Below are 20,729 nucleotides of genomic sequence, written 5' to 3' on the forward strand. Positions count from 1 at the left end.
GAACCGGGGAGAACACCGTGAAGTCAGTCCTCTGTCGCGATCTCGGAATCGAGTTTCCCCTGTTCGCCTTCAGCCACTGCCGCGACGTGGTCGCGGAGGTGACGCGCGCCGGCGGCATGGGCGTGCTGGGCGCGGTCGGCCACACGCCGGAATCGCTGGAGATCGATCTGCGCTGGATCGACGAGCGTGTCGGCGGCAAACCCTACGGCATCGACCTGCTGGTGCCCAACAACATGGCGGCGAAGGAAGGCGGCGTAACCGCCGAGGATCTCGAAGCGCGTGTCCCACTCGAGCATCGCCGCCATGTCGCCCAGCTCCTGGAGAAGCACGGCATCGACACCGCCGGCCTGTGGGACGAAGGCTTCGCCAACTCGAGCGGCGAGAACATGCGCGAGGCAGGCGCCGAGGCGCTGCTCGACGTGGCCTTCGCCCATCCGATCGGTTTCGTCGTCAATGCGCTGGGCGTGCCGCCGCCCGGCATGTTCGCCCGCGCCCGCGCCAAGGGCATTCCGGTCGGCGCACTGACCGGTGCGCGCGAGCATGCGTTGCATCACGCCCGCGCCGGCGTCGACATCCTGGTCGTGGCCGGCACCGAGGCCGGCGGTCACTGCGGCGAGGTCTCGACCATGGTGCTGGTGCCCGAGGTCATCGACGCCATGCGGCCCTATCCCAACGTGCGGGTCCTGGCGGCCGGCGGCATCGCGACGGGCCGGCAGATGGCCGCCTGCATGGCGATGGGCGCGGAAGGCGTGTGGACCGGCTCGGTCTGGCTGACGACGGCGGAGGCCGAGACGACGCCCACGGTGAAGCAGAAGATGCTGGCTGCCAACTCGCGCGACACGGTGCGTTCGCGCAGCCGGACCGGCAAGTACACCCGCCAGCTGCGCTCGCCGTGGACCGATGCGTGGCAGGCCGACGGCGCACCCGTTCCCTTGCCCATGCCGCTGCAGGGTCTGCTCTCCAAGCGCGCGCTGGCGCGGGTCGACCGCCTCGCCGAAACCGGCCACCCGGGCGCCAAGGCGCTGGCAACCTACTATGTCGGCCAGTCCGTCGGCCTGATGACTGCCGAGCAGTCGACGCGCAGCGTCGTCTACGACTTCATGCGCGACTACGCCGAGGCGGTCGAGCGGCTGTCGGGCACCCTGGCGGAGTGATCCGCCAAACAGAAAGCTCCCCTCCGTCGCCGCAAGACGGCGACACCGCCCCAACGATGTTGCGGAGGAGAATGACCGCCAAGAGAAACCCGAGACGGCGGTCGTTCTGCAGCACGGTGGCGCAAGCCGCTCACCCAGCTCCAGCACCTTGATGAGCGCGTGACCCGTCTCCTACCGTGCGCCGCACGTAGCAACGCAACGGAGGAAACATCATGCGATCGCGCGTCTCCTGGATTGCGGTCACGCTGGTCACGCTTGCGCTGGCCGCGCTGGCGCCGCGCTCGGCCGAGGCGCAGCAGGCAACCTTCCCCGATCGACCGATCCGCATGGTCTTCGGCTTCGCCCCGGGCGGCTCGGGCGATCTCGCGGCACGACTGCTCGCCGATATCGCGAGCAAGGTCCTCGGCCAGCGCGTCGTGGTGGAGAACCGCACCGGGGCGAACGGCATGATTGCCGCCGAGGCGATCGCGCGCAGCCCGGCCGACGGCCACAGCGTGCTGTTCTGCACCACCGGCAACATGACCATCATCACCGAGCTGCCCGGCACCAAGCTGTCGGTCGATCCGGCGACCGAGCTCAGCGCCGTCGGTCAGCTGCTGCGCTCCACCTTTGGCCTGGTCGTCCGCCAGCAGAGCCCGTGGCGCACCACGCAGGACGTGATCGACGCGGCGCGCGCCAAGCCGGGAACGCTCACCTTTGCCAGCCCCGGCGTCGGCTCGGTGCAGCACCTCTCGGGCGAGCTGCTCTCCCAGAAGACCAAGACCAGCATGGTGCACGTGCCCTATCGTGGCTCGCAGGCGGCGATCCTCGACATCACCAGCGGCCAGACCGACTTCATGATCACCAATCTCGGCGACGTGATCCCGCATATCCGCCAGGGTACGCTGCGCCTGATCGCGCTCGGCGATCCGCTCGGCCGGCAATTCTTCCCGGACGCGCCGATGATCGGCGATGTCGTGCCGGGCTTCGAGACCTATGCCTGGTTCGGGTTGTGCGGTCCGCGCGGCCTGCCGCCCGCCGTCGTCCAGCGCTGGGAAGAGGCCATCCGCACCGCGGTGAACGATCCGCAGGTCAGCCGCAAGCTGCTCGACAACGGCATGGTCCCGGCCTTCCAGGACGCCGCCGGCCTCGCCCGCACCATGGACGAGAACCGCCGCGGCTACCGCGAGGTGATCCGCGCTGCCAACATTCGGGCGGAGTGAACATGACCCCTCCGCGGTGACGCCGACACCCCCAGCGGAGCTGAGGAGGCCTCATGATTCCTCCCCAACGAAGTTGGGGAGGTGCCCCCGTAATCGGGGGCGGAGGGGTCATGAGCAACAGTCGCGATGCTCATGACCCCTCCGTCGGCGATGACGCCGACACCTCCCCAGCTTCGCTGGGGAGGACTCATGAGACTCAGATGAACATGTCGAGCTGATTGTAGTTCTTCAGCACGCTGGCGCGGGTCGTCTCATTCCAGCGGTTTTCGTTCTCGCGGCCGGCGAGCGGGCGGTAGAAATAGCTCTTCTCGTGCGGGAAGCGCTGGCGACGGGCGTCGATGGCGATCTGGATGATGCGGGTGCGCGCGTCGATACGGGCCTGGTCGTAGGTCTCGAGCGCGCCGTGCAGGCGCCGCGTCGTCACGTTGAGCACGCGCCTGCGCGGGAAGAATCCCTCGTTGAGCGTGATGCGCCGGTCGGGCGAGCTGTTGGCGAACGACCCGTGCACCAGCTGGCGGTTGGTGACGATGGTGTCGCCGGCGTCGCACAGCATCGGCACGGCACCATCGATGCGGTCCGAGCCGCACTCCGCCACCATGCGCTTGATGTCGGCCTTGCCGAGCTTGTGGCTGCCCGGCAGCACCCAGACGCCGTTGGCCGCGGTGCTGGGATAGAGCTGGGTCATGAAATTGAAGCCGTGCGCGCCCTGGTCCCAGTCGGGAGCGTTCCAGTGCGTCGTGCCGTCCTGGTGCCAAGCGACCGACGGGCCGAGGCCGGGCTCCTTCACGAAGGTCACCTCGTTATAGGGCACGAAATCGTCACCGAGAATCGAGGCGGCCACGGTGAGCAATCCGGGATGGCCGTAGAGCCGCAGGCAGGCGTCGCTGAGATGCAGGTTGCCGTCGAGCAGCTCGACGGTCCAGGCCGGCGCACCCGCGCCCGGCGCGGGCTGCAGCATGGCGGCAGGATGGCGGCCGTTGTTCTTGTCGGTGCCGCCCACCGGATCGCTGAGCGGCCTCGCCCATTTGTAGGCGGGCTTCAGGATGCCGTCGGTCGAGGTCGGCCGGCCATGACGGTCGATCGTCGCGTCGGGCGCCACCGGAGCGCGCGCGATCATGCCATCGATCTCGGTGCGCAGCTCGGCCAGCTCCTCCGGCCCCACCACGCCCTGGAACACGTAGAAACCGTTGGTCCAGTACGAGTCGAGGATTTCCGGCAGAAGCTTGCCGTCACCGCCGACCCGGATCGGTCCGCGATTGCCGAGCGCGTAGGCGCGCGCCTCGGCGCGCTGGCCGTAGTCGCGCATGGCGCGCTCGTGATCGACGGCGCTGAGGGGCTGGACAGCGGTGGCAAGGCTCATGACAGGGCTCCCGGCGAAGGCCCGCCGACGATAGGCGAGCCTAACCCAACGATACCGCACCGGCAGGGCCGCGACCAAGCCTCCAGGATATCGCGAGGCGCACCGAGCGCACGTCGCCGGACGTGCTCAGTTCGGCTGCGGAGCGCCTGAATCAATCCAGCTTCTTCGTCAGAAGCTTGAAGACCGGGTCGAACCTCAGTTTGTACTTCTTGCCGTTCCCGCATGTCGAATCGTCAACCTCGAACTTGCCATTGGGGTGAGCCGCACCCTTCCGCTGACAGGCTGCGCTTTTCCTCCGCGCGGCCAGCCTGTAGCCTCGCCGTCATGCGCGCAGGTGAGATCGTCTTCACGGGAATGGACCGTGTCGTGTTCGGGCGTCCGGCCGCCGAGGCCGTGGTGGAGGCAGCCGACAGGATCGGGGCCAGGCGCGTGTTCATCCTCGCCGGACGGACGCTCAACCGGGAGACCGATGCGGTTCGGCGGATCGCTGCGGCGCTGGGACCGCGCTACGCCGGCGTCCACGACGACATGCCCGCGCACAGCCCGCGCGATGCGGTGGTGGCCTGCGCCAACAAGGCGCGCGACGCAGGCTGCGACCTGCTGCTGAGCGTCGGCGGCGGCTCGACGACCGACGGCGGCAAGGCGGTCACGATCTGCCTCGAGCATGATGTTCGCGAGCCGGACGGGCTCGAGCCGTTTCGCACCGTCGTCGACGAGATCACCGGCAAGCGCAGCTTCCCGCAGTATCGCGCGCCACAGGTGCGCCAGATCTGCGTGCCGACGACCTTGAGCGGCGGCGAGTTCAACGCCCGCGCCGGCGTCACCGAGCCCCGGCTGCGTTTGAAGCAGGCCTACATCCATCCCGGCCTGATCCCGCTCGCGGTGATCTTCGATCCGGCGATCACCGTGCACACGCCGGAATGGCTGTGGCTGTCGACCGGCGTCCGCGCGGTCGATCATGCGGTCGAGACCTACTGCTCGATCGACGGCAACGCCTACACCGACAGCACCGCGCTGCAGGCGCTGCGCCTGCTCGGCCACGGCCTGCCGGCGGTCAAGCGCGATCCGACCGATCTGGCGGCGCGCCTCGACTGCCAGATCGGCGCCTGGATCTCGATGACTGCCATCGTCACCGGCACCCGCATGGGCGCCAGTCACGCCATCGGCCACGTGCTGGGCGGCAGCGCCGGCGTGCCGCATGGCTACACCTCGTGCGTGATGCTGCCGGCGGTGCTGGCCTTCAACGCCGCGGTCAACGGCGATCGCCAGGCCGAGATCAGCATCGCGCTGGGCGCAGCCGGCCAGCCCGCCGCCGAGGTGCTCGACCGTTTCATCGGCGGCCTCGGCCTGCCGCGTCGCCTGCGCGACGTCGGTGTCCAGCGCGACGACCTCCAGCGCATCGCCACCAACTGCATGCTCGACGACTGGACCTTCAGCAACCCGCGGCCGATCGGCGGCGCGCAGGAGATCATGCCGATTCTCGAGTCGGTGTACTGAGGCCGGCGCGGGGAAACACCCGCCTGGAGCCACCTGTCACCTCGCGGGCCCTCGCGATCGCAGGAGATACCCTGCTGCATGAATGATGGAGAAGTTGAGGCGGCCCCTGCGACCGCTGCAATGTTGACCGCGGCGACGCCGGGCGATTTCATCGACTGCGATAACAAGAGTCCTACTCGACCAACAACAGGGCAGGCCGATCATGAAGCGACGTCTCTTCGTACAATCCGCATTCCTGGGGCTGATCAGTAGCCCGGCGTGGGCGGGCGGTCCGCTGCCGAAGATGATCGAGACACCGATGCTCGCCGACCAGGTCAAAGCCGGGGCATTGCCGCCGGTTGATCAGCGCCTGCCGCAGAATCCTCTGGTGATCACGCGTTTTCCCGGTGGCGACGGCCCGGGTCAGCCGGGCGGGCAGATCAACATGCTGATGGCGAACACGCGCGATACGCGCCTGATGACCGTCTACAGCTAGCGGCCAGCAAAGCTGGACTCAAATCTTCAAGAGGCTCGACGTGATGTACGGCAACAGCAACGTCGACCTGCCGACCCTGAACCCGTGGGTCAACATCACGCCCGGATCGGCTCAGCGCTACATCTTCCAGCGCAACCCCTATTTTCACCACGTCGATGCGAAGGGCCAGCAGCTGCCGTACGTCGACCGCATCGTGTTCACCATAGCGGCCGCCAACCTGGTGCCAGCCAAGGCCGGAATGGGCGAGGCCGACCTGCAGCCGCGCTACCTCAACATGCGCGACTACACCTTCCTGCAGAAAAGCGCCAAGACCTCGGGAGTCGAGGTGAGACTGTGGGAGACCGGCTCGGGCGCCCAGATTGCCCTCTATCCCAACCTCACCACCAACGACGAGGAATGGCGCAAGCTCTTCCGCGACGTCCGGTTCCGGCGCGCCCTATCGGTGGCGATCGATCGAAACGAGCTCAATCAGGTCGTGTATCTCGACGTCGGCAAGCCGTCGAACAACACGATCATGGAGCGATCCACGCTGTTCAAGCCCGAGTACGCCACCAAGTGGGCCCAGTACGATCCCAAGCTCGCCACGCGCTGCTCGACGAGGCCGGCCTCGGCAAGCGCGATGCCCAGGGGATCCGCATGCTGTCCGATGGCCGACCAGCGACCCTGGTGGTCGAGCATGCCGGCGAGGACACCGAGGATGCCGATGCGCTGCACCTGATGGGGGAGATGCTGAAAAAGGTCGGCATCAAGATGCTCGCCAAGCTGCAGACGCGCGAAAACCTCCGCCTGCGCACCTTCTCCGGTGAAGCCGTCATGACGGCATTTGCAGGCGTCGTCACCGCGGTGCCGACCGCCAACACGAGCCCCAAGGAATTCGCGCCGACGATGCTGGGCGGCCTGCAGTGGCCCCGCTGGGGTTTGTTCTTCGAGTCGAAGGGACGCCAGGGCGAGGAATGCGATCTGCCGGAAGCACGAATCCTCCTCGACTATGTCCGCGAATGGGAGGTGGCTCCCGACGAGGCCGGCCGGCGCAACGCCTGGGACAAGATACTGACCGCTCACGCCGACAACGCTTTCACGATCGGCACGGTGAACGGCATTCGCCAGCCGCTGGTCGTCGGTCCCAAGGTTCACAACGTGCCGAAGGAAGGCTACTTCGCCTGGGATCCCGGCGGATATATCGGTCTTTACCGGCCCGACACGTTCTGGGTCAGCCAGTAGGTTCCGTCCGCGCGCCTCATCGCTGGGAGCTCCCCAACAGAGTCGGGGAGGAGCGTGAGAGAGCGCCCATATGCGGATGCCGTGCCGTATGACGGGGCACCCTCCCGACTATGGGGAGGAACATGAAGATGTATCATGCCCCCTTCAGCGGTGGCCGCCCCGCGTCCTTGCGGATGTCGTTGATGATCTGGAGCACGCGCTGGCGGAATGGCGCGTATTGCACGCCGAACTCCTGCACCAGCCGGCTGTTGTCGATCAGGAAGTTGCCGGAGCGCTCGCGGCCGCCGGTCTCGTTCTCGAAGGTGACCTTCGCGTCAGGCAGGAACTCGCGCACCATCGTGGCGAGATCGCCCAAACTGATCGTGTGGCCGCCTGAATTGTAGATCGCGTGCCTGGGCTTGTCGGCCATCAGCACGCGGGCGAAGACCTCGGCGATGTCGTCGACATGGACCGGAATCCGCATGGCATCGCGATAGGGAAACGACACCGGCTCGCCTCGCGCGGGCCGCGTGATACAGTTCACGTGATCGACCGAACCGCTCACCTTGTCTGGCCCCGTGACGTTGGCAGGCCGCACGCCGGTGATGATCATGCCGTACTTGTCGCGATAGTCCTTGGCCTGCCATTCGTTGAAGATCTTGTTGGCGGCGTACTGGTTGTCGCCGTGCTTCAGGTCGTCCTCGGTCGTGGCTCGCTCGCCGAAATGACTCTGCTGGCCGCTGACCGCGAGCGAGCTGGCATAGACCGTGTGCTTGACGCCGCAGAGCCGCGCCGCCTCGAAGCAATTGTCCATGCCGAGCACGTTGAGCTTGGTGGCAACGCGCGGCGGCAGGTCGCTGCCGATGTAATAGGAAAGGTTGATCAGGCGGTCGGGCTTGGCCTCCGACACCACGGCGATCACCTCGTCGAACTGGGTGACGTCGCCGCGCACCATCTTGACCCGCTCGCCGAACGACGCGGCGGCGGGGTTGATGTCCATGCAGACGATGTCCGCGCCCTGCTTCTCCAGGATTGGAATCAGGCGGCGCCCGATGAACCCGGCGCCCCCTACGACCACGATCGACATCCGTTCCCTCCACCGTTTGCTTGCTGTCGCGCGATCATGCAGCACTTTCCGCGACGGCTGCAAAATCTCTTGGCGCAGGCCCGCGGTGCGGACCGCGCCTACTTGGTCAGCCGATCGCCGAGCTCGCTCTGGAAGGAGCGGAAACGCTCGACGTCGCGCTTGAGATAGAGGCCGGTCTCGGCCGGTGTCGCCGGTGCGTAGACCTCGATGCCGGCCTTGAGCATGCGCTCCTTCACGTCAGGCTCGGCGATCGCCTCGTTGATGACGCCGTTCAGGCGCGCGACGATCTCGGCCGGCAATCCCTTGGGCCCGATCATGATCACCCACGACGTCATGGTCGTGTCCTTCATGCCGAGGTCGGCGAGCAGCGGCACCTTGGCCACCAGCGGCGTCGCGCTGGGCGCCGCCAGCGCCAGCGGCCGCACGGCGCCGGAACTGATCAGCGGCACCGCCGAGGCCAGCACGGCGACGCCGAAATCGGCTTCGCCCTTGGCCAGCGCCTCCATCATCGGCGCGCCGCCGCGATAGGGCACATGCACGGCCGCGAGGTCGCCGGCGCGCTTGAGGTAGACCTCGGCGCCGAACTGGCTGATGCCGGCCGGCCCCGACGAGGCGTAGCTGGCGCGGCTGCCATTGGCCTTCAGGTAGGTATCGAGCTCCTGCGCGGTCATGAAGGGCTTGCTCGCCGGCACGACCAGGATCAGCGGCGACTGGCCGACCAGCGCGATCGGCGTGAAGTCGGCCAGGGGATCGTACTTGGCGTTCTGCGGCTGCATGATCGGATTGATCGCGAAGGCGCCGGGATCCGACAGCATGATGCGATAGCCGTCGGGGCTTGCCGCGGCAGTGGCCGCCGCCGCGATCGAGCCGCCGGCGCCCGGCTTGTTGTCGACCACCACGGCGACACCCAGCGATCTGGTCAGACGCTCCGACAGGATGCGGGCGGCGACGTCGCTGGTCCCGCCCGGTGCGAAGCCCACCGTGATGGTGATTGGCCGGTCGGGATAGTCGGCCAGGGCCGCGCCGGCAGCCGCAAGCAGGAGCGCGAGAGCGGACAAGAAGCGGGTCAGGATGGTCATCGCAAATCTCTTCAGGAATGATCAGTTGAACATCTCGGGCAGCGGCACGATGCGGCAATCCGCGGCCTCGAGCCCTTGCCGCACGTAGCGTGCCAGGTCGACGGCAGTAGGCTCGTCGCCGTGCACGCAGATCGTCTCGACCTCCACGGTCACGCGCTTGCCCAGGCGCGATGTCAGGCAACGATCCTTGACCATGCTCAGGCACTGCTTCAGCGCCTTGTCCGGATCCTTGAAGACCGTGCCAGGAATAGAGCGCGGACTGAGGTTGCCATCATCCTCGTAGTGGCGGTCGGCGAAGCCTTCGCGCGCCAGCCGCAGCCCGAGCGTGCGCGCCGCCTTCTCCATCTCCGAGCCGGCCAGCGCGACATAGATGATCCGGTCGTTCACGGTCTGGATCGCCCGGCCGATCGCCAGCGCGTAATCCTCGCGCACCGCCGCCATGTTGTTCAGCGCGCCATGCGGCTTGAGATGGGTCACCGGCAGGCCGGCATAGCGCGCCATCGCCTGCAGCGCGCCGATCTGGTAGGCGACCATCAGCTCGAGGTCATGCGGATCCATGTCGATCCTGCGCCGGCCGAAGCCCCACAGATCATTGAAGCCGGGATGGACACCCAGGCTGACGCCGTTCTGCTTCGCCAGCATGGCGAGGCTGTGCATGGTGTTGGCGTCGCCGGCGTGAAAGCCGCAGGCGACGCTCGCCGACTTGATCACGGTCATCAGGTCCGCATCGTTGCCGATGTCGTAGGCTCCGAAGCCTTCGCCGATATCGGCATTGAGATTGATCCGGTACGTCATGCGGCGTGGCCCTCTGCGGCTGAAAAGATCGAACCCGAATGCCGGCAAGCTCGCCACGGCACGCCGGGCTTGTCCACTCTTCGCTGTCGAGGTCGAACCGAGCGCGCCCTCATTCTCGCCCCCGAAATCGTCGGGCAACGGCGCCTGGCGACGTCACGAACGGGAAGGAGCGGTGCCGGCGCCGCGTCGGGACATGTCCCGCCTGCGCAGGCTGCCGGGGCCAAGAAGCTGCGCTACGGCATCGAGTTTTTCCCCGATCCCGCACAAGGCTGCACTCTGACGCACGAGCCGTTCCGGGGCGCATCGTCATCGACGCGACTCCCCGTTAAAAGGTTCCTGTCGCGGGCGTTCGACGGGGAAAGACCATGAGGCGGCTCGCCCCCATATTGCCCGCAGGCTCTGTCCGGTCCGGGCAGCGACCGGCGCCAATTGAGCGAGAAGGATATCTGCCATGAGCTACGTTACGACCAAGGACGGCGTCGAGATCTTCTACAAGGACTGGGGCCCCAAAACGGCGCAGCCGATCATGTTCCACCATGGCTGGCCGCTGTCGTCGGACGACTGGGACAACCAGATGCTGTTCTTCGTGCAGCACGGCTACCGCGTCGTTGCCCACGATCGGCGTGGCCACGGCCGCTCCTCGCAGGTGAGCGATGGCCATGACATGGACCATTAAGCCGCCGATGCCTCGGCGGTCGCCGAGCACCTCGATCTCAGGAATTCCGTCCACATCGGCCATTCGACGGGCGGCGGCGAGGTCGCACGCTATGTCGCCAGGTTCGGCCAGCCACAGCGCCGCGTGGCAAAGGCCGTGCTGGTGAGCGCGGTGCCGCCGCTGATGGTCAGGACGGCTGCCAATCCCGACGGCACGCCGATCGAGGTGTTCGACGGCTTCCGCAAGGCGCTTGCCGACAATCGTGCGCAATTCTATCTCGATGTCGCGTCCGGCCCGTTTTACGGCTTCAACCGGCCGAAGGCGCAGGTCTCTCAGGGAGCGATCCAGAACTGGTGGCGGCAGGGCATGATCGGCAGCGCCAAGGCGCACTACGACGGCATCAAGGCGTTCTCCGAGACCGATCAGACCGCCGACCTCGAGGCCATCACCGTCCCCACGCTCGTGCTGCACGGTGACGACGACCAGGTGGTGCCGATCGACGACGCTGGGCGCCTCTCCGTCAAGCTACTGAAGAACGGCACCTTGAAGGTCTATCCGGGATTTTCGCACGGCATGCTCACCGTCCATGCCGACGTGATCAATCCCGACCTGCTGGCTTTCGTGAAGGGCTAGCGCGGGATCGAACGGGTCGGCGAGGACCGAGCCGGCCCGCTCGGGACAACCTTTGGCCGGCGCTCTCCGTCGCAGGGAGGTCAATGCCCCGATTCATGGACGCACTCAGGAAAGCCAGGCTGGAGAAACCGATCGAGTTCGTGACGATGATCGTGACCGTCCCCGCCCTCATCATCGGTCTCACGGTCGGAAGCCGATTGCGGGCAGCCCTGATGCGCGTTGCAGCTGGTCAGCCATGGCCGGCGCCATTCCCCCCTGAATGCACCTCGGGGTCTGTGATAAAATGGATGTGACGATTCACGAAGTCGGTACTCCGACAATCGCTGTCATTCCGAGCACGGCGCCTCGCCTCGAACGAAAATGCAGGGGGGCGTCGGAGCGACCGCAAGGTCGGTCGCGGCGCTCGGGATGACAAGGTCTTTGTGGCATGCGGGGCGCCCCATGGCCTACGACGTCTTCCTCTCCTATTCGCGGGCCGCCTCGCGGCCGCACGCGCTCGCGCTGCACGAGGCGCTGTGCGGCACGTTTGCCCCCGGCCAGGTATTCCTCGACACCAATGACATCGCGCCGGGAGCGCAGTTCCCGGACGAGCTCGCCGCCGCGGTGGCGGCGGCGCGCGCGGTCGTCGTGTTCGCCGACACGCTGTACTTCGCCCGACCGTGGTGCGTGCGCGAGCTCGAGGCCGCGCTCGGCAGCGACGGCGAGGCGCGCTCGGTGCTGATCGCCCTGCCGGCAGAGGGCACTCTCGACTCGCTGCTGCTGCACCTGCCGCCTGCCCTGGCGCGGCGCGCCTGGCCGCAGGCCCACGAGACCGAGGTGATCGCCGCCATGGTCGCGCGCGCGCTCGGAACAGGGCTCGATCGCACGCTCGCCGTGCCGGCCCAAAGCGCGCTGCGGCCGGACGGCATGATCCCGCCCCTGCCATGGCGCGCCGCGCAGCGCGTCTCGGCGGAAGCGGCCCCCGATTCGCTGAGCGAAGGCTTCATCGGCCGCGAGCACGCGCTGTGGCGGATATTTCGCGGCCTGGAGACGCGGCGCGCCGGCGGACGCGGGCGCAGCCTGCTGCTGCAGGGCGGCGCCGGATCGGGCAAGAGCCAGCTCGCCGCCGAATACCTGCGGCGGGCCGGTCCACGCCATTACGATGTCGTCTGCTGGCTCGACGCGGACGTGCCCGACGAGCAGTGGCGCGGCCAGATCGATGCCCTGGGACATCTGCTTGCACCGGCTGCGACGGATACTGCGACAAGGCCCAGCTTGCAGGAGTCGAGCGCCGCACGCGCAGCGAGCGGCCAGCGCATTCTCTGGATCGTCGACAACCTGCCCGAGCCGCAGGCCGGGCAGCCGCCGGCGCCACTCGATCATTGGTGCCCGCCACTCGGCCATGTCAGCCTGCTGCTGACGTCGCGCCGGCCGCAGGTGCATGGCTGCGACGAGACCATCTTCGTCGACGCGCTGCCGACCGACGAGGCGGTGCGCGTGCTGACCCGTCCCGACGTCGATCCGCGCTGGCTGCCCGCCGCAGACTGGTCGGCGATCTGCAAATGGGCCGGCGGCCTGCCGCTGGCGCTCGGCATCCTCCAGGCGGGCCTGGCCGACGGCAGCCTCGCGGCGGCGGCGCTGCGGGCCGCGATCGACACGACCGAGCCTGCGCCAGCGCTGGACGAGGAGGTCGGGCAGCTTGCCGAAGTGATGCCGGCCGGCACGCTGCGCGGCATCGGCGATGCGCTCGGCTCGTCTCTCGCCGCGCTCGAACGGCAGCCGTCGGCGTACCAGGCGCTGGCGGCGCTGGCCCGGCTCGAACCCTGGGCCTTGAGCGAACCGCTGGTCGACCTGCTCGCCACCGCGGCCGAGCGCGCCTTGCTGGCGCGGCGCGGCTGGCTGCAATCGGCGACCGGCAGCGACGGCCGCCGCACCTGGCGCCTGCACCGCGTGACGGCGAGCTTCGTGCGCCATCGCACGGGCATGGACGGCGAACGCATGCTGCTCGAGCGACTCGCCGACGGCATCGAGACGGATCGCCTGGCAGTCGGCGCGACGCGCGAGCTCGACCGGCACCTGATCAAGGCCCTCGCGCCGATGGTGGCCCGGATCAATCGCGCTTCCAGCATTCCGCAGGCCGTGGTCGAGGCCGGCCGCCGCTTCGGCGCGGTCGCAGCCCTGACGCATCTCTCCGACAAGGACTGGCGCGGCTTGCGCTATGTCGGCGCCGGTTGGGCCTCTGCCTTCGGCGCGGCCGAGACCGTCGAGGCGCGGGCGAACGCCGTGCTGGCGCGGGGCGACGAGCAGGAAGTGGCCGCCCTGCCCGCGGCCCTGCAGCCGCTCGGCCGCATGCCCGAAGTGGCGCGCATCATCGCCGCCATCCTGGAAGATCCCCGCGATACACCGCGCTGGCAGGCGATCGTCCACGCCGCCGCCTACAGCGCGCCCGTCGTTCTCGAGCCGCTGTGGCAGGCGCTCGCCGGCGAATCGGTCGATGCCGTTCGCAACAATGGCCTGCCGGTATTGTCCCAGCTGATGCGCGCTCCCGACGCGCCGCTGCGCGCGCTCCTGACGCACGCGGCGTCGCGCACCGACGATGCCTCCGCCGCGGTGCGCAGCCTCGCCGCATGCGTGTTCGGCGAGGCGCTCGACCTCCTGGGCGAGTCCGGCGCGGCCGGTGGATTCTCCGCCGCGTGGTTGCGCGCGGCCTTGCTGCAGCTCCTGCACCGCGAAACCGATCCCGATGTCCGGCAGAAGGCAGCCGGGGCGCTCGGCGTGCGCCATGCCGAGACGTCATGGCAAGCTTTGGTCACGGCGCTGCGCGGTGCAGGGTCGGCGGCCGAAACCGCCATCGCCCGCTGCAATCTCGTGACCTATCTGCAGGCGGTCGAACGGCCACCGCCGCCGCGCGGCACCGCCTTCAGCATCGACGATGAGGGCAGGGAATCCCTTCAGGTCGATCTCGGCAGCGGGGGCGTCCCCCGCCCCGACCTGTGGCAGCCGCTGATCGAGGTTGCGGTGAGGGCCGACGGCTCCGGTGACGACGAGACGCTCGCCTTGTTGCGCCAGCCCTCCGGCGGCTATGCCGCACTGTCGACCACCTTCGAGACCCTGCTCAACCGGCACGATCCTCCACGAGAAGCCGTGCGACTGTCCGAGCGCTGCGTGGCGCAGAGCTCCGACGAACCGAACTTCCGCTGGTGGCGCGGCTTGGCGCGCGAGGCATCGGGCGAGGCCACGGGCGCGCTCGCCGACTTCGAGGCCGTAAGCGACGCCGCGCCGCAGTTCGGTTACGCCTTCAAGCGGGTCGCCCGGCTGCGCCTGGCCCGAGGAGACGTCGCGGCGGCGCGACAGGCTCTTGCGCGCGCCCAGGTGTTGATCCCGGAGGATCCGGAAGTGGCCGAGCTGGCCTCGGCCCTGGCTGGTGCCGGGTTCGCCGGAACATAGTCGCCTCGCGCAAAGCCTTGGCAAACCGCGCGGTGTCGTGCCATGCCCGACCGGATACGGAGGATCAGCATGGCCCACGAACGTTTTCGCCGCTTCAACACGTCGGGGCGCTGGCCCAACCAGACGATCGATTACGACGTGTCGCTGATGGTCCGCGCGACCGGGCGCAGCCTGTTCGTCGCCGGCCTGACCGGCTTCGACCTCGACGGCAAGTTTCACGGCAAGGGCGACGTGGCGGCACAAGCCGACCAGGCGATGAAGAACCTGAAGATCCTGGTCGAGGAAGCCGGCGGCACGCTCCAGCACGTCTGCAAGATCACCACCTACCTGCTCGACCGAGCGCACCGCGAGCCGGTCTACAACACCGTCGCGCGCCATCTGAAGGGCATCGCGCCGTGCGGCACCGGCCTGATCATCTCCGGTCTGGCGATGGCCGACATGCTGGTCGAGTTCGACGTCGACGTCGTCATTCCGGAGTGAGTGGTCGACAATCCTTCTCCCTCGGCTACATCGCCGGAATGACCTTCTTCCGTCCTGTCGGCGGCTGATCCAGGCGTCACTCACCCGCGCGCTGTCGGCGACGGGGACTCTTTCGCCTCGCCCCAGGCCTGCCTCTGGCGACCGCGATGGGCGTCGATCACGCGTCGCACCTCACCCAGCAGGCGCCGTCGGCTCGCGTCGTCCGCGGGATGCAGCAAGGCCGCCCGCAACTCGAGCAGAGCCTCGGCGTACTCGTTGTGCCAGTCACGCCTCGCCTTGGCCTCTTGCGCGGGCAGGCGCGGCGCCGAGGCGTCGCTGGTCTCCGCCATCCACCGTCCGTCACGGTGTCCGAACGCGAAGGATTGATCGAGATCGGGAACGACGATTCTTTCTCGCGGCAAGCCGCTCCTGGCCAGGCCGTCCGCCAAGCCGGCAAAGGCATCCGGCTCGCCGTGCACCAGCAGCACGCTGCCGAGCCCGTGCAGCACGGGCTGCATCCACGCCACGAGCTCGTCGCGATCGGCATGCCCCGAGTAGCCGTCGAGGCGCCGCACCCGCGCTTTCACGCTGACTTCCTCGCCGTGGATGCGCACCCGCGGCGCGCCGTCACGGATCAGCGCACCCAGCGTTCCCGGCGCCTGGTAGCCGACGAACAGCACCGTCGAGTCGGGGCGCCACAGATGATCCTTGAGATGGTGCTTGACCCGTCCGGCGTCGCACATGCCGGAGCCTGCGAGCACGACGGCGCCGCCGTGGATGCGCCCCAGCGCCTTGCTCTGCTCGACCGTCTCGACCAGCCGGAAGTCGCCGCCGGAGAACGCATGGCCGTCATCGGCTCTGTCCAATGCCTCGCGATGCAGACGGAACACCTCCGTGGTCCGCCCGGCCAGAGGCGAGTCGAGGAACACCGCGACCGACGGCAGCGCGCCGTGGCGCTTCAGCTGCGCGATGTCGTCGAGAATTTCCTGAGTCCGCTCGACGGCGAACACCGGCACGATCACGTTGCCGCCGGCCGCCAGACCGGCCGTCAGCTCGCGGCCCAGCAGCGCCCGACGCTCGGCCGCCGTGCGACGCTCGCGGACGCTGTCGCCGTAGGTCGATTCCAGGACCGCGACGTCGCAGGCAAGCGGCATGGCCGGATCGGGCTGCAAGGCCTTGTCGCTCGGCCCCAGGTCCCCCGAGAAGAGGAAGCGGATCGGCCGCGGATCGGCATCGACCTCGAGCTCGACGAAGGCGCTTCCCAGGATGTGGCCGGCGTTGCGGAAGCGCGCGCGTACGCCGGCAAGCGGCTCGAACCAGTCGTCATAGGCGCGCGGCTGGAGGAGCGCCAGCGAGGCCTCGGCATCGGCTTTTGTGTAGATCGGCGTGACCGGCGGCTCGCCACGCCGGGTATTGCGCCGGTTCAGCCGCTCGACATCGTTCTCCTGGATGGCGCCCGCGTCGGGCAGCAGCCAGCGCAGCAGGTCGCGGGTCGCCTCCGTCGTCCACACCGGACCGCGAAAGCCCGCCAGCGCCAGCTTGGGGAGCAGCCCGGTATGATCGATGTGCGCGTGCGTCAACAGCACCGCGGCGATCTCGGCTGCGTCGAAGGGAAATCGCCGGTAGTTGAGGGCCCTCAGCGACTTCGGCCCCTGGAACATGCCGCAATCGATCAGCAGGCTGCCGCCCGGTGTCACCAGCCGATGGCACGAGCCCGTCACCGTTCCGGCAGCACCGTGTATATGAAGCATCACGTTCATGAGCGGCTCGCGATGGCGTAGCCATCGCCCTCGGCGGCAAACTTGGCGGCAAAGCGAAAATCGGCCTCGAAGGCGGCGTGGATGCGGTACAGCGGCTGACCCTTCTCGACCGGCTGGCCGATCTTCCTGAAAAGGTCGACCCCGGCACCCTTGTCGATCGGCGCGCCGGCCAGACGGGCGACCCGGGCCAGGCGAAGGCAATCGATGGCGCTCACCACGCCATCCTTCGGCGAGACGACGTCCAGCACCAGCGACCCGGGCGCGCAGGCGGCCGGCGGCGGCCCCTGGGCCGCCATGATGCCACGCATCTTGTCCAGCGCCGCCCCGCTCTCGAGCAGCGCGCGCGCCCGGACGATCCCCTGCCCGCCGCGCAGCGCCGGGTCGAACTCGAGCACCTGACCGGCGAGAAAGAGGGCGCGCTCGGCAAGATCGCGCGGCGCGGCCGGATCGCGTTCCAGCACCTGCATGACATCGCGCGCCTCGAACCACGGACCGATGCCACGCCCGACCGGCTGGCTTCCGTCCGTCGCCACCACCACGGTCTGCAGGCCGAGCTGGTCGGAGACGTATTCGAACAGCTTGCGCAAGGTCACGAAGCGACTGCTGTCGCGCAGCTTCGCGGTCGGTCCGATCGGCAGGTCGAGCAGGAGATGCGTCGAGCCTGCCGCCAGCTTCTTCGACAGGATCGATGCCACCATCTGCTCCGGCGTATCGATCGACAGCGGCCGCTCGACTGCGATCAGCACGTCATCGGCCGGCGACAGGTTGGCATGGCCACCCCACACCAGGCATCCCTTCTCCCTGGCCACGACCTCCCGCATCTCGTCGGGGCCGAGGTCGACGCGGGCGAGCACCTCCATCGTATCGGCCGTGCCGGCAGGCGACGTGATGGCGCGCGAGGAGGTCTTGGGAATGAGCAGGCCGTGCGCCGCCACGATCGGCACCACGATCATCGACGTGCGGTTGCCCGGCACGCCGCCGATGCAGTGCTTGTCGACCACCATGCTGCCGTTCCAGCCGAGCCGGCCGCCGACCGCCGCCATGGCGCGGGTCATCGACAGCACCTCGGGCGCCGTGGTGAAGCGCGCCGAGGCAATCAGGAAGGCGGCAATCTCCATCTTCGAATAGCGATGCGCCGCGAGGTCCTCGGCAATGGCACGATAGGCCTCGGGCGACAGTTCCGCGCCGTCGATCTTGGCGCGGACATGGTCGAGGCTCGCCGGCGGCGCGGCCTGCGCGATCTCGACCCTGTCGCCTTCCGGCAGGCCGAGCTGGCGATACGCGAGCAGCGAAAGACCGAGCTCGTCCGCTCCGAGGATCCCGGGGTCGTCGACCACGTTCAGCGTGGCGACGATCCGGCGCTTGCCCCCTGTGATCTCGATGCGCGCCAGGGCAAGAAACTCCTCGGCACGGTAGACGGTACAATTCCGCGACAGGAACGCGACGGTTTCCTGGCTCGTATCGATCGCAAGCTTCTTGACGCGCAGCATGGGCTGCATCGTCTTTACTTGCCGATCCGACCGGGCGCAAAGCCCGGGCGGCTGCGGGCGCCGCCCTTCCGTCTTCATCACGGTCATCCAGAAAACGCGCAGCAACCGCGTGCTCGAAGCCCTGCGCAAGGTCGCGAGCCCGCGCGCCATGGCCGTGCGCGACGGCCGGCGTCGGCCATTCGAGGCGATCAGGCCGCTGTGGCGCAGCAGCTTCCGGACGCGAGAACGCTTAGCGCATATGCTCCCACAGGTCGCGCTCATCGTCGTGCCGGGCCTGCTCCAAGCCCTTGAAGTCGCCGCGCGACACGACCCCCAGGATCCGGCCGTTGGCGACCAGCGGCACATGGCGAAAGCCGCCGTCCCACATCAGGCGCAGCGCATCGATCGCGGTCTGCTCCGGCGACAGGGTCGCCGGGTTGGGCGTCATCGCCTCGCCGAGGCGCGTGCGCGCCGCGTCGCGGCCCTCGGCCAGCACGCGACATACCGCATCGCGCCCCGTGAAGATGCCGACCAGTCGGCCGGACTCGCCGGTCACCAGCACCGAGCCAGCTTGGCTGTCGCGCATCTGTTGGCAGGCGGCGTCGACGCTCGCCGTCTCGTTCATGATCAGCGGATGCTGCTCCAGGATGATGTCGCGAAGCTTGCGCATGGACGGCCCCTGCAGAAGGATGCTCTGTCCTTCTGCCCGCTTGCCGGCGCCGCCGACTTGATCGAGATCAACCTTATTGCAGGAACTTGAGGTACTGGCCGACGAAGTCGCAGCCGACGTCCTTGGAATAGGCGTCTATCAACTTCTTCGTGATCGGCCCCGGCGTCTTGCCGTCGGCGACGGGTGCGCCGTTGAAGCTCTTGACCGGCAGGATGCAGAGGCTGGTCGAGGTGAGGAACATCTCCTCGGCGTTGGCGGCATCGAACAGGTCGATGTCGCCGTTCGTGCACGGAATGCCGAGCTTCTTGGCCATGTCGATGGTCATCTGGCGGCTGACGCCCGGCAGCACATAGCGCTCGGACGGCGTGAACAGCTCGCCCTCGCGCACGATGAAGATGTTGCTGCCCAGGCCCTCGGCGAGGTTGCCGTGCTCGTCGAGCAGGATCGCCCAGGCGTCGGGCCGCATCGCCTTCACCGGCTTCTCGGCCATGATCATGTTGAGGTAATTGTGCGTCTTGGCGCGCGGCGACAGCATCGAGGGCGCGGTGCGCCGCGTCGTCGTGGTGATGACCTCGGCGCCGTCGCGGTAGAGCGGCGCGCGCTTGGCCAGCGGCAGCGGCAGCACCTCGATGACGACATTGGGGCCGGTATGCTCCCAGCCCTCGTCGCCCACCGCATCGACGCCGCGGCTGACGCGCTGGCCGACCCACCAGTCGCCGACCGCGGGACGCAGATGCTCGTTGCGCGCCACGACCTCCTCGCTGTGCGCCACCATCTCCTTCGGCCCGATGCCGGGATCGATCTGCAGGTAGCGCAGCGAGCGGTAGAAGCGGTCGATGTGCTCCTTGAGCCGGAACGGCTTGCCCTCGAAGGTGCGCGTCATGTCGAAGGCGCCGTCGCCGTACTTCCAGCTGCGGTCGCGGAACGGGATCATCACCTGGCCTTCCGGCATGAACTTGCCGTTGAACCAGGCAATGCGCTGATTGCTGAGCTGCTGAGCCATATCGCTTTCCTTTCTGATCAGGCGAAGGCGAAACTGCCGACGAGCGGCGCGGAGGCCGGCCGGCGCCGGCGTTTGACGGGAGCGGGCACGGCAGGCGCGATCCTGCCCGAGGCATCGGCGAGCCCTGCGACGTAGGTGAGCGCGCCGCCGATGTCGGCTTCCATCTCGCGCCGCGCCATCGCCGCGTCGTGCGTCTGCAGCGCCTTGATCAGGCGCAGCCGGCGCTCGGGCCCGCGCGGCGAGGCGACGTAGTCGGGGTAGAGCAGGTTGAGATAGGGGCCGGTCTGCAGCCACAGCCCCTCGACGATGCGCTGCAGGGTGGGCTGGCGGGCGATGGCGGCGACACGGAAGTGGAACTCGCGGATCTTCGCGCGGTCGGTCGCGAAATCGCCGTGGCGGCGCGCCGCCATCAATTCCTCGGCAATGCGGCGCAGGCGGGCGATTTGGGCGCGCGTCGCCACCCCCGCCGCCTTCTCGGCGCCCAGCCCCTCGACCGCAATCCGAAGGTCGCGCAGCTCGAGCACGCGATCGCGCGTCAGCAGCGGCACGCGCACCGAACGGTTGGGCTGCATCTCGAAGGCGCCCTCCGCCACCATCCGCCGGATCGCCTCGCGCACCGGCGTCATGCTGACGCCGAGCGAGCCCGCGATGGAGCGGAAGGTGAGCTTCTCGCCCGGCGTGAATCGGCCGGCCGTCAGCCCATCGCGCAGCTGGTCGTAGACCAGGCTGCGCAGCAACGTGTCGGCGGGCTCTCGCGGGCTCATCGGCCGGCAGCATAGCCGATGCGGTGCGAATTTGTGATCAC

General features: G+C 68.4%; 17 protein-coding genes and 1 pseudogene. 9 read left to right on the forward strand and 9 right to left on the reverse strand.

Features of this window, described 5'->3' with window-relative positions; genetic code table 11:
* The first annotated feature begins 17 nt into the window (after positions 1-17).
* Complete coding sequence (locus tag ACILR9_RS00285) at positions 18-1,154, forward strand: nitronate monooxygenase (RefSeq protein WP_395707874.1); 1,137 nt, start codon at positions 18-20, stop codon at positions 1,152-1,154.
* A gap of 212 nt (positions 1,155-1,366) precedes the next feature.
* Positions 1,367-2,356 (forward strand): Bug family tripartite tricarboxylate transporter substrate binding protein, encoded by a 990-nt coding sequence (locus ACILR9_RS00290; protein ID WP_395707875.1) that lies wholly within the window; start codon positions 1,367-1,369, stop codon positions 2,354-2,356.
* Between the two features lie 196 nt (positions 2,357-2,552).
* Here ACILR9_RS00290 and ACILR9_RS00295 read toward each other — a convergent pair whose 3' ends face one another.
* On the reverse strand, positions 2,553-3,716 hold the full coding sequence (locus ACILR9_RS00295) for a phytanoyl-CoA dioxygenase family protein (RefSeq protein ID WP_395707876.1): 1,164 nt from the start codon (positions 3,714-3,716) through the stop codon (positions 2,553-2,555).
* Positions 3,717-4,040: 324 nt separating this feature from the next.
* Between ACILR9_RS00295 and ACILR9_RS00300 the strand changes: the two genes are divergently transcribed.
* The 4 genes from ACILR9_RS00300 (at position 4,041) to ACILR9_RS00315 (ending at position 6,909) form a co-directional block, all read left to right on the forward strand.
* Positions 4,041-5,213: an iron-containing alcohol dehydrogenase gene (locus tag ACILR9_RS00300; RefSeq protein WP_395707877.1), complete on the forward strand. Its 1,173-nt coding sequence runs from the start codon at positions 4,041-4,043 to the stop codon at positions 5,211-5,213.
* Between the two features lie 202 nt (positions 5,214-5,415).
* Positions 5,416-5,688, forward strand: coding sequence for a hypothetical protein (locus ACILR9_RS00305; RefSeq protein WP_395707878.1), 273 nt, complete (start codon positions 5,416-5,418; stop codon positions 5,686-5,688).
* Between the two features lie 43 nt (positions 5,689-5,731).
* Positions 5,732-6,406, forward strand: a complete 675-nt coding sequence (locus ACILR9_RS00310) for an ABC transporter substrate-binding protein (protein ID WP_395708170.1) — start codon at positions 5,732-5,734, stop codon at positions 6,404-6,406.
* A complete protein-coding gene (locus ACILR9_RS00315; protein ID WP_395707879.1) occupies positions 6,325-6,909 on the forward strand; it encodes a hypothetical protein in 585 nt (194 codons plus the stop codon). Before ACILR9_RS00310 ends, ACILR9_RS00315 begins: the two co-directional genes overlap by 82 nt.
* A 133-nt stretch (positions 6,910-7,042) precedes the next feature.
* Here the strand turns inward: ACILR9_RS00315 and ACILR9_RS00320 are convergent, their stop codons facing one another.
* The 3 genes from ACILR9_RS00320 to ACILR9_RS00330 form a co-directional block, all read right to left on the reverse strand.
* Positions 7,043-7,975: an NAD-dependent epimerase/dehydratase family protein gene (locus ACILR9_RS00320; protein ID WP_395707880.1), complete on the reverse strand. Its 933-nt coding sequence runs from the start codon at positions 7,973-7,975 to the stop codon at positions 7,043-7,045.
* A gap of 98 nt (positions 7,976-8,073) precedes the next feature.
* Positions 8,074-9,054: a Bug family tripartite tricarboxylate transporter substrate binding protein gene (locus tag ACILR9_RS00325; RefSeq protein ID WP_395707881.1), complete on the reverse strand. Its 981-nt coding sequence runs from the start codon at positions 9,052-9,054 to the stop codon at positions 8,074-8,076.
* Between the two features lie 21 nt (positions 9,055-9,075).
* Positions 9,076-9,849 (reverse strand): LamB/YcsF family protein, encoded by a 774-nt coding sequence (locus tag ACILR9_RS00330; RefSeq protein WP_395707882.1) that lies wholly within the window; start codon positions 9,847-9,849, stop codon positions 9,076-9,078.
* 451 nt (positions 9,850-10,300) lie between these two features.
* Here ACILR9_RS00330 and ACILR9_RS00335 point away from each other — a divergent pair.
* The 3 genes and pseudogenes from ACILR9_RS00335 (at position 10,301) to ACILR9_RS00345 (ending at position 15,043) form a co-directional block, all read left to right on the forward strand.
* Positions 10,301-11,137 (forward strand): annotated as a pseudogene (locus ACILR9_RS00335) (alpha/beta fold hydrolase).
* Between the two features lie 441 nt (positions 11,138-11,578).
* Positions 11,579-14,563, forward strand: coding sequence for a TIR domain-containing protein (locus ACILR9_RS00340; protein WP_395707883.1), 2,985 nt, complete (start codon positions 11,579-11,581; stop codon positions 14,561-14,563).
* 69 nt (positions 14,564-14,632) lie between these two features.
* Positions 14,633-15,043, forward strand: a complete 411-nt coding sequence (locus ACILR9_RS00345) for a RidA family protein (protein ID WP_395707884.1) — start codon at positions 14,633-14,635, stop codon at positions 15,041-15,043.
* Between the two features lie 80 nt (positions 15,044-15,123).
* Here the strand turns inward: ACILR9_RS00345 and ACILR9_RS00350 are convergent, their stop codons facing one another.
* The 5 genes from ACILR9_RS00350 to ACILR9_RS00370 form a co-directional block, all read right to left on the reverse strand.
* Entirely contained in the window at positions 15,124-16,782 is a 1,659-nt protein-coding gene (locus ACILR9_RS00350) for an MBL fold metallo-hydrolase RNA specificity domain-containing protein (RefSeq protein ID WP_395707885.1), read from the reverse strand.
* Entirely contained in the window at positions 16,779-18,281 is a 1,503-nt protein-coding gene (locus ACILR9_RS00355) for a thymidine phosphorylase family protein (protein WP_395707886.1), read from the reverse strand. The genes ACILR9_RS00350 and ACILR9_RS00355 overlap by 4 nt, the downstream gene beginning before the upstream one ends.
* Before the next feature lie 220 nt (positions 18,282-18,501).
* Positions 18,502-18,921: a cyclic nucleotide-binding/CBS domain-containing protein gene (locus ACILR9_RS00360; RefSeq protein ID WP_395707887.1), complete on the reverse strand. Its 420-nt coding sequence runs from the start codon at positions 18,919-18,921 to the stop codon at positions 18,502-18,504.
* A gap of 73 nt (positions 18,922-18,994) precedes the next feature.
* On the reverse strand, positions 18,995-19,855 hold the full coding sequence (locus tag ACILR9_RS00365) for an aminotransferase class IV (protein ID WP_395708171.1): 861 nt from the start codon (positions 19,853-19,855) through the stop codon (positions 18,995-18,997).
* 86 nt (positions 19,856-19,941) lie between these two features.
* Entirely contained in the window at positions 19,942-20,688 is a 747-nt protein-coding gene (locus ACILR9_RS00370; protein WP_395707888.1) for a GntR family transcriptional regulator, read from the reverse strand.
* Positions 20,689-20,729: the final 41 nt, after the last annotated feature.

Source organism: Reyranella sp. (assembly GCF_044224635.1).
GTDB lineage: Bacteria > Pseudomonadota > Alphaproteobacteria > Reyranellales > Reyranellaceae > Reyranella.

What these genes read in the sequence shown, in the direction of transcription:
- ACILR9_RS00290 (WP_395707875.1), top strand. Translation starts at nt 1,367, where the DNA reads ATGCGATCGCGCGTCTCCTGGATTGCGGTCACGCTGGTCACGCTTGCG.
- ACILR9_RS00295 (WP_395707876.1), bottom strand. Translation starts at nt 3,716, where the DNA reads ATGAGCCTTGCCACCGCTGTCCAGCCCCTCAGCGCCGTCGATCACGAG.
- ACILR9_RS00300 (WP_395707877.1), top strand. Translation starts at nt 4,041, where the DNA reads ATGCGCGCAGGTGAGATCGTCTTCACGGGAATGGACCGTGTCGTGTTC.
- ACILR9_RS00305 (WP_395707878.1), top strand. Translation starts at nt 5,416, where the DNA reads ATGAAGCGACGTCTCTTCGTACAATCCGCATTCCTGGGGCTGATCAGT.
- ACILR9_RS00310 (WP_395708170.1), top strand. Translation starts at nt 5,732, where the DNA reads ATGTACGGCAACAGCAACGTCGACCTGCCGACCCTGAACCCGTGGGTC.
- ACILR9_RS00315 (WP_395707879.1), top strand. Translation starts at nt 6,325, where the DNA reads ATGCTGTCCGATGGCCGACCAGCGACCCTGGTGGTCGAGCATGCCGGC.
- ACILR9_RS00320 (WP_395707880.1), bottom strand. Translation starts at nt 7,975, where the DNA reads ATGTCGATCGTGGTCGTAGGGGGCGCCGGGTTCATCGGGCGCCGCCTG.
- ACILR9_RS00325 (WP_395707881.1), bottom strand. Translation starts at nt 9,054, where the DNA reads ATGACCATCCTGACCCGCTTCTTGTCCGCTCTCGCGCTCCTGCTTGCG.
- ACILR9_RS00330 (WP_395707882.1), bottom strand. Translation starts at nt 9,849, where the DNA reads ATGACGTACCGGATCAATCTCAATGCCGATATCGGCGAAGGCTTCGGA.
- ACILR9_RS00340 (WP_395707883.1), top strand. Translation starts at nt 11,579, where the DNA reads ATGGCCTACGACGTCTTCCTCTCCTATTCGCGGGCCGCCTCGCGGCCG.
- ACILR9_RS00345 (WP_395707884.1), top strand. Translation starts at nt 14,633, where the DNA reads ATGGCCCACGAACGTTTTCGCCGCTTCAACACGTCGGGGCGCTGGCCC.
- ACILR9_RS00350 (WP_395707885.1), bottom strand. Translation starts at nt 16,782, where the DNA reads ATGAACGTGATGCTTCATATACACGGTGCTGCCGGAACGGTGACGGGC.
- ACILR9_RS00355 (WP_395707886.1), bottom strand. Translation starts at nt 18,281, where the DNA reads ATGCAGCCCATGCTGCGCGTCAAGAAGCTTGCGATCGATACGAGCCAG.
- ACILR9_RS00360 (WP_395707887.1), bottom strand. Translation starts at nt 18,921, where the DNA reads ATGCGCAAGCTTCGCGACATCATCCTGGAGCAGCATCCGCTGATCATG.
- ACILR9_RS00365 (WP_395708171.1), bottom strand. Translation starts at nt 19,855, where the DNA reads ATGATCCCGTTCCGCGACCGCAGCTGGAAGTACGGCGACGGCGCCTTC.
- ACILR9_RS00370 (WP_395707888.1), bottom strand. Translation starts at nt 20,688, where the DNA reads ATGAGCCCGCGAGAGCCCGCCGACACGTTGCTGCGCAGCCTGGTCTAC.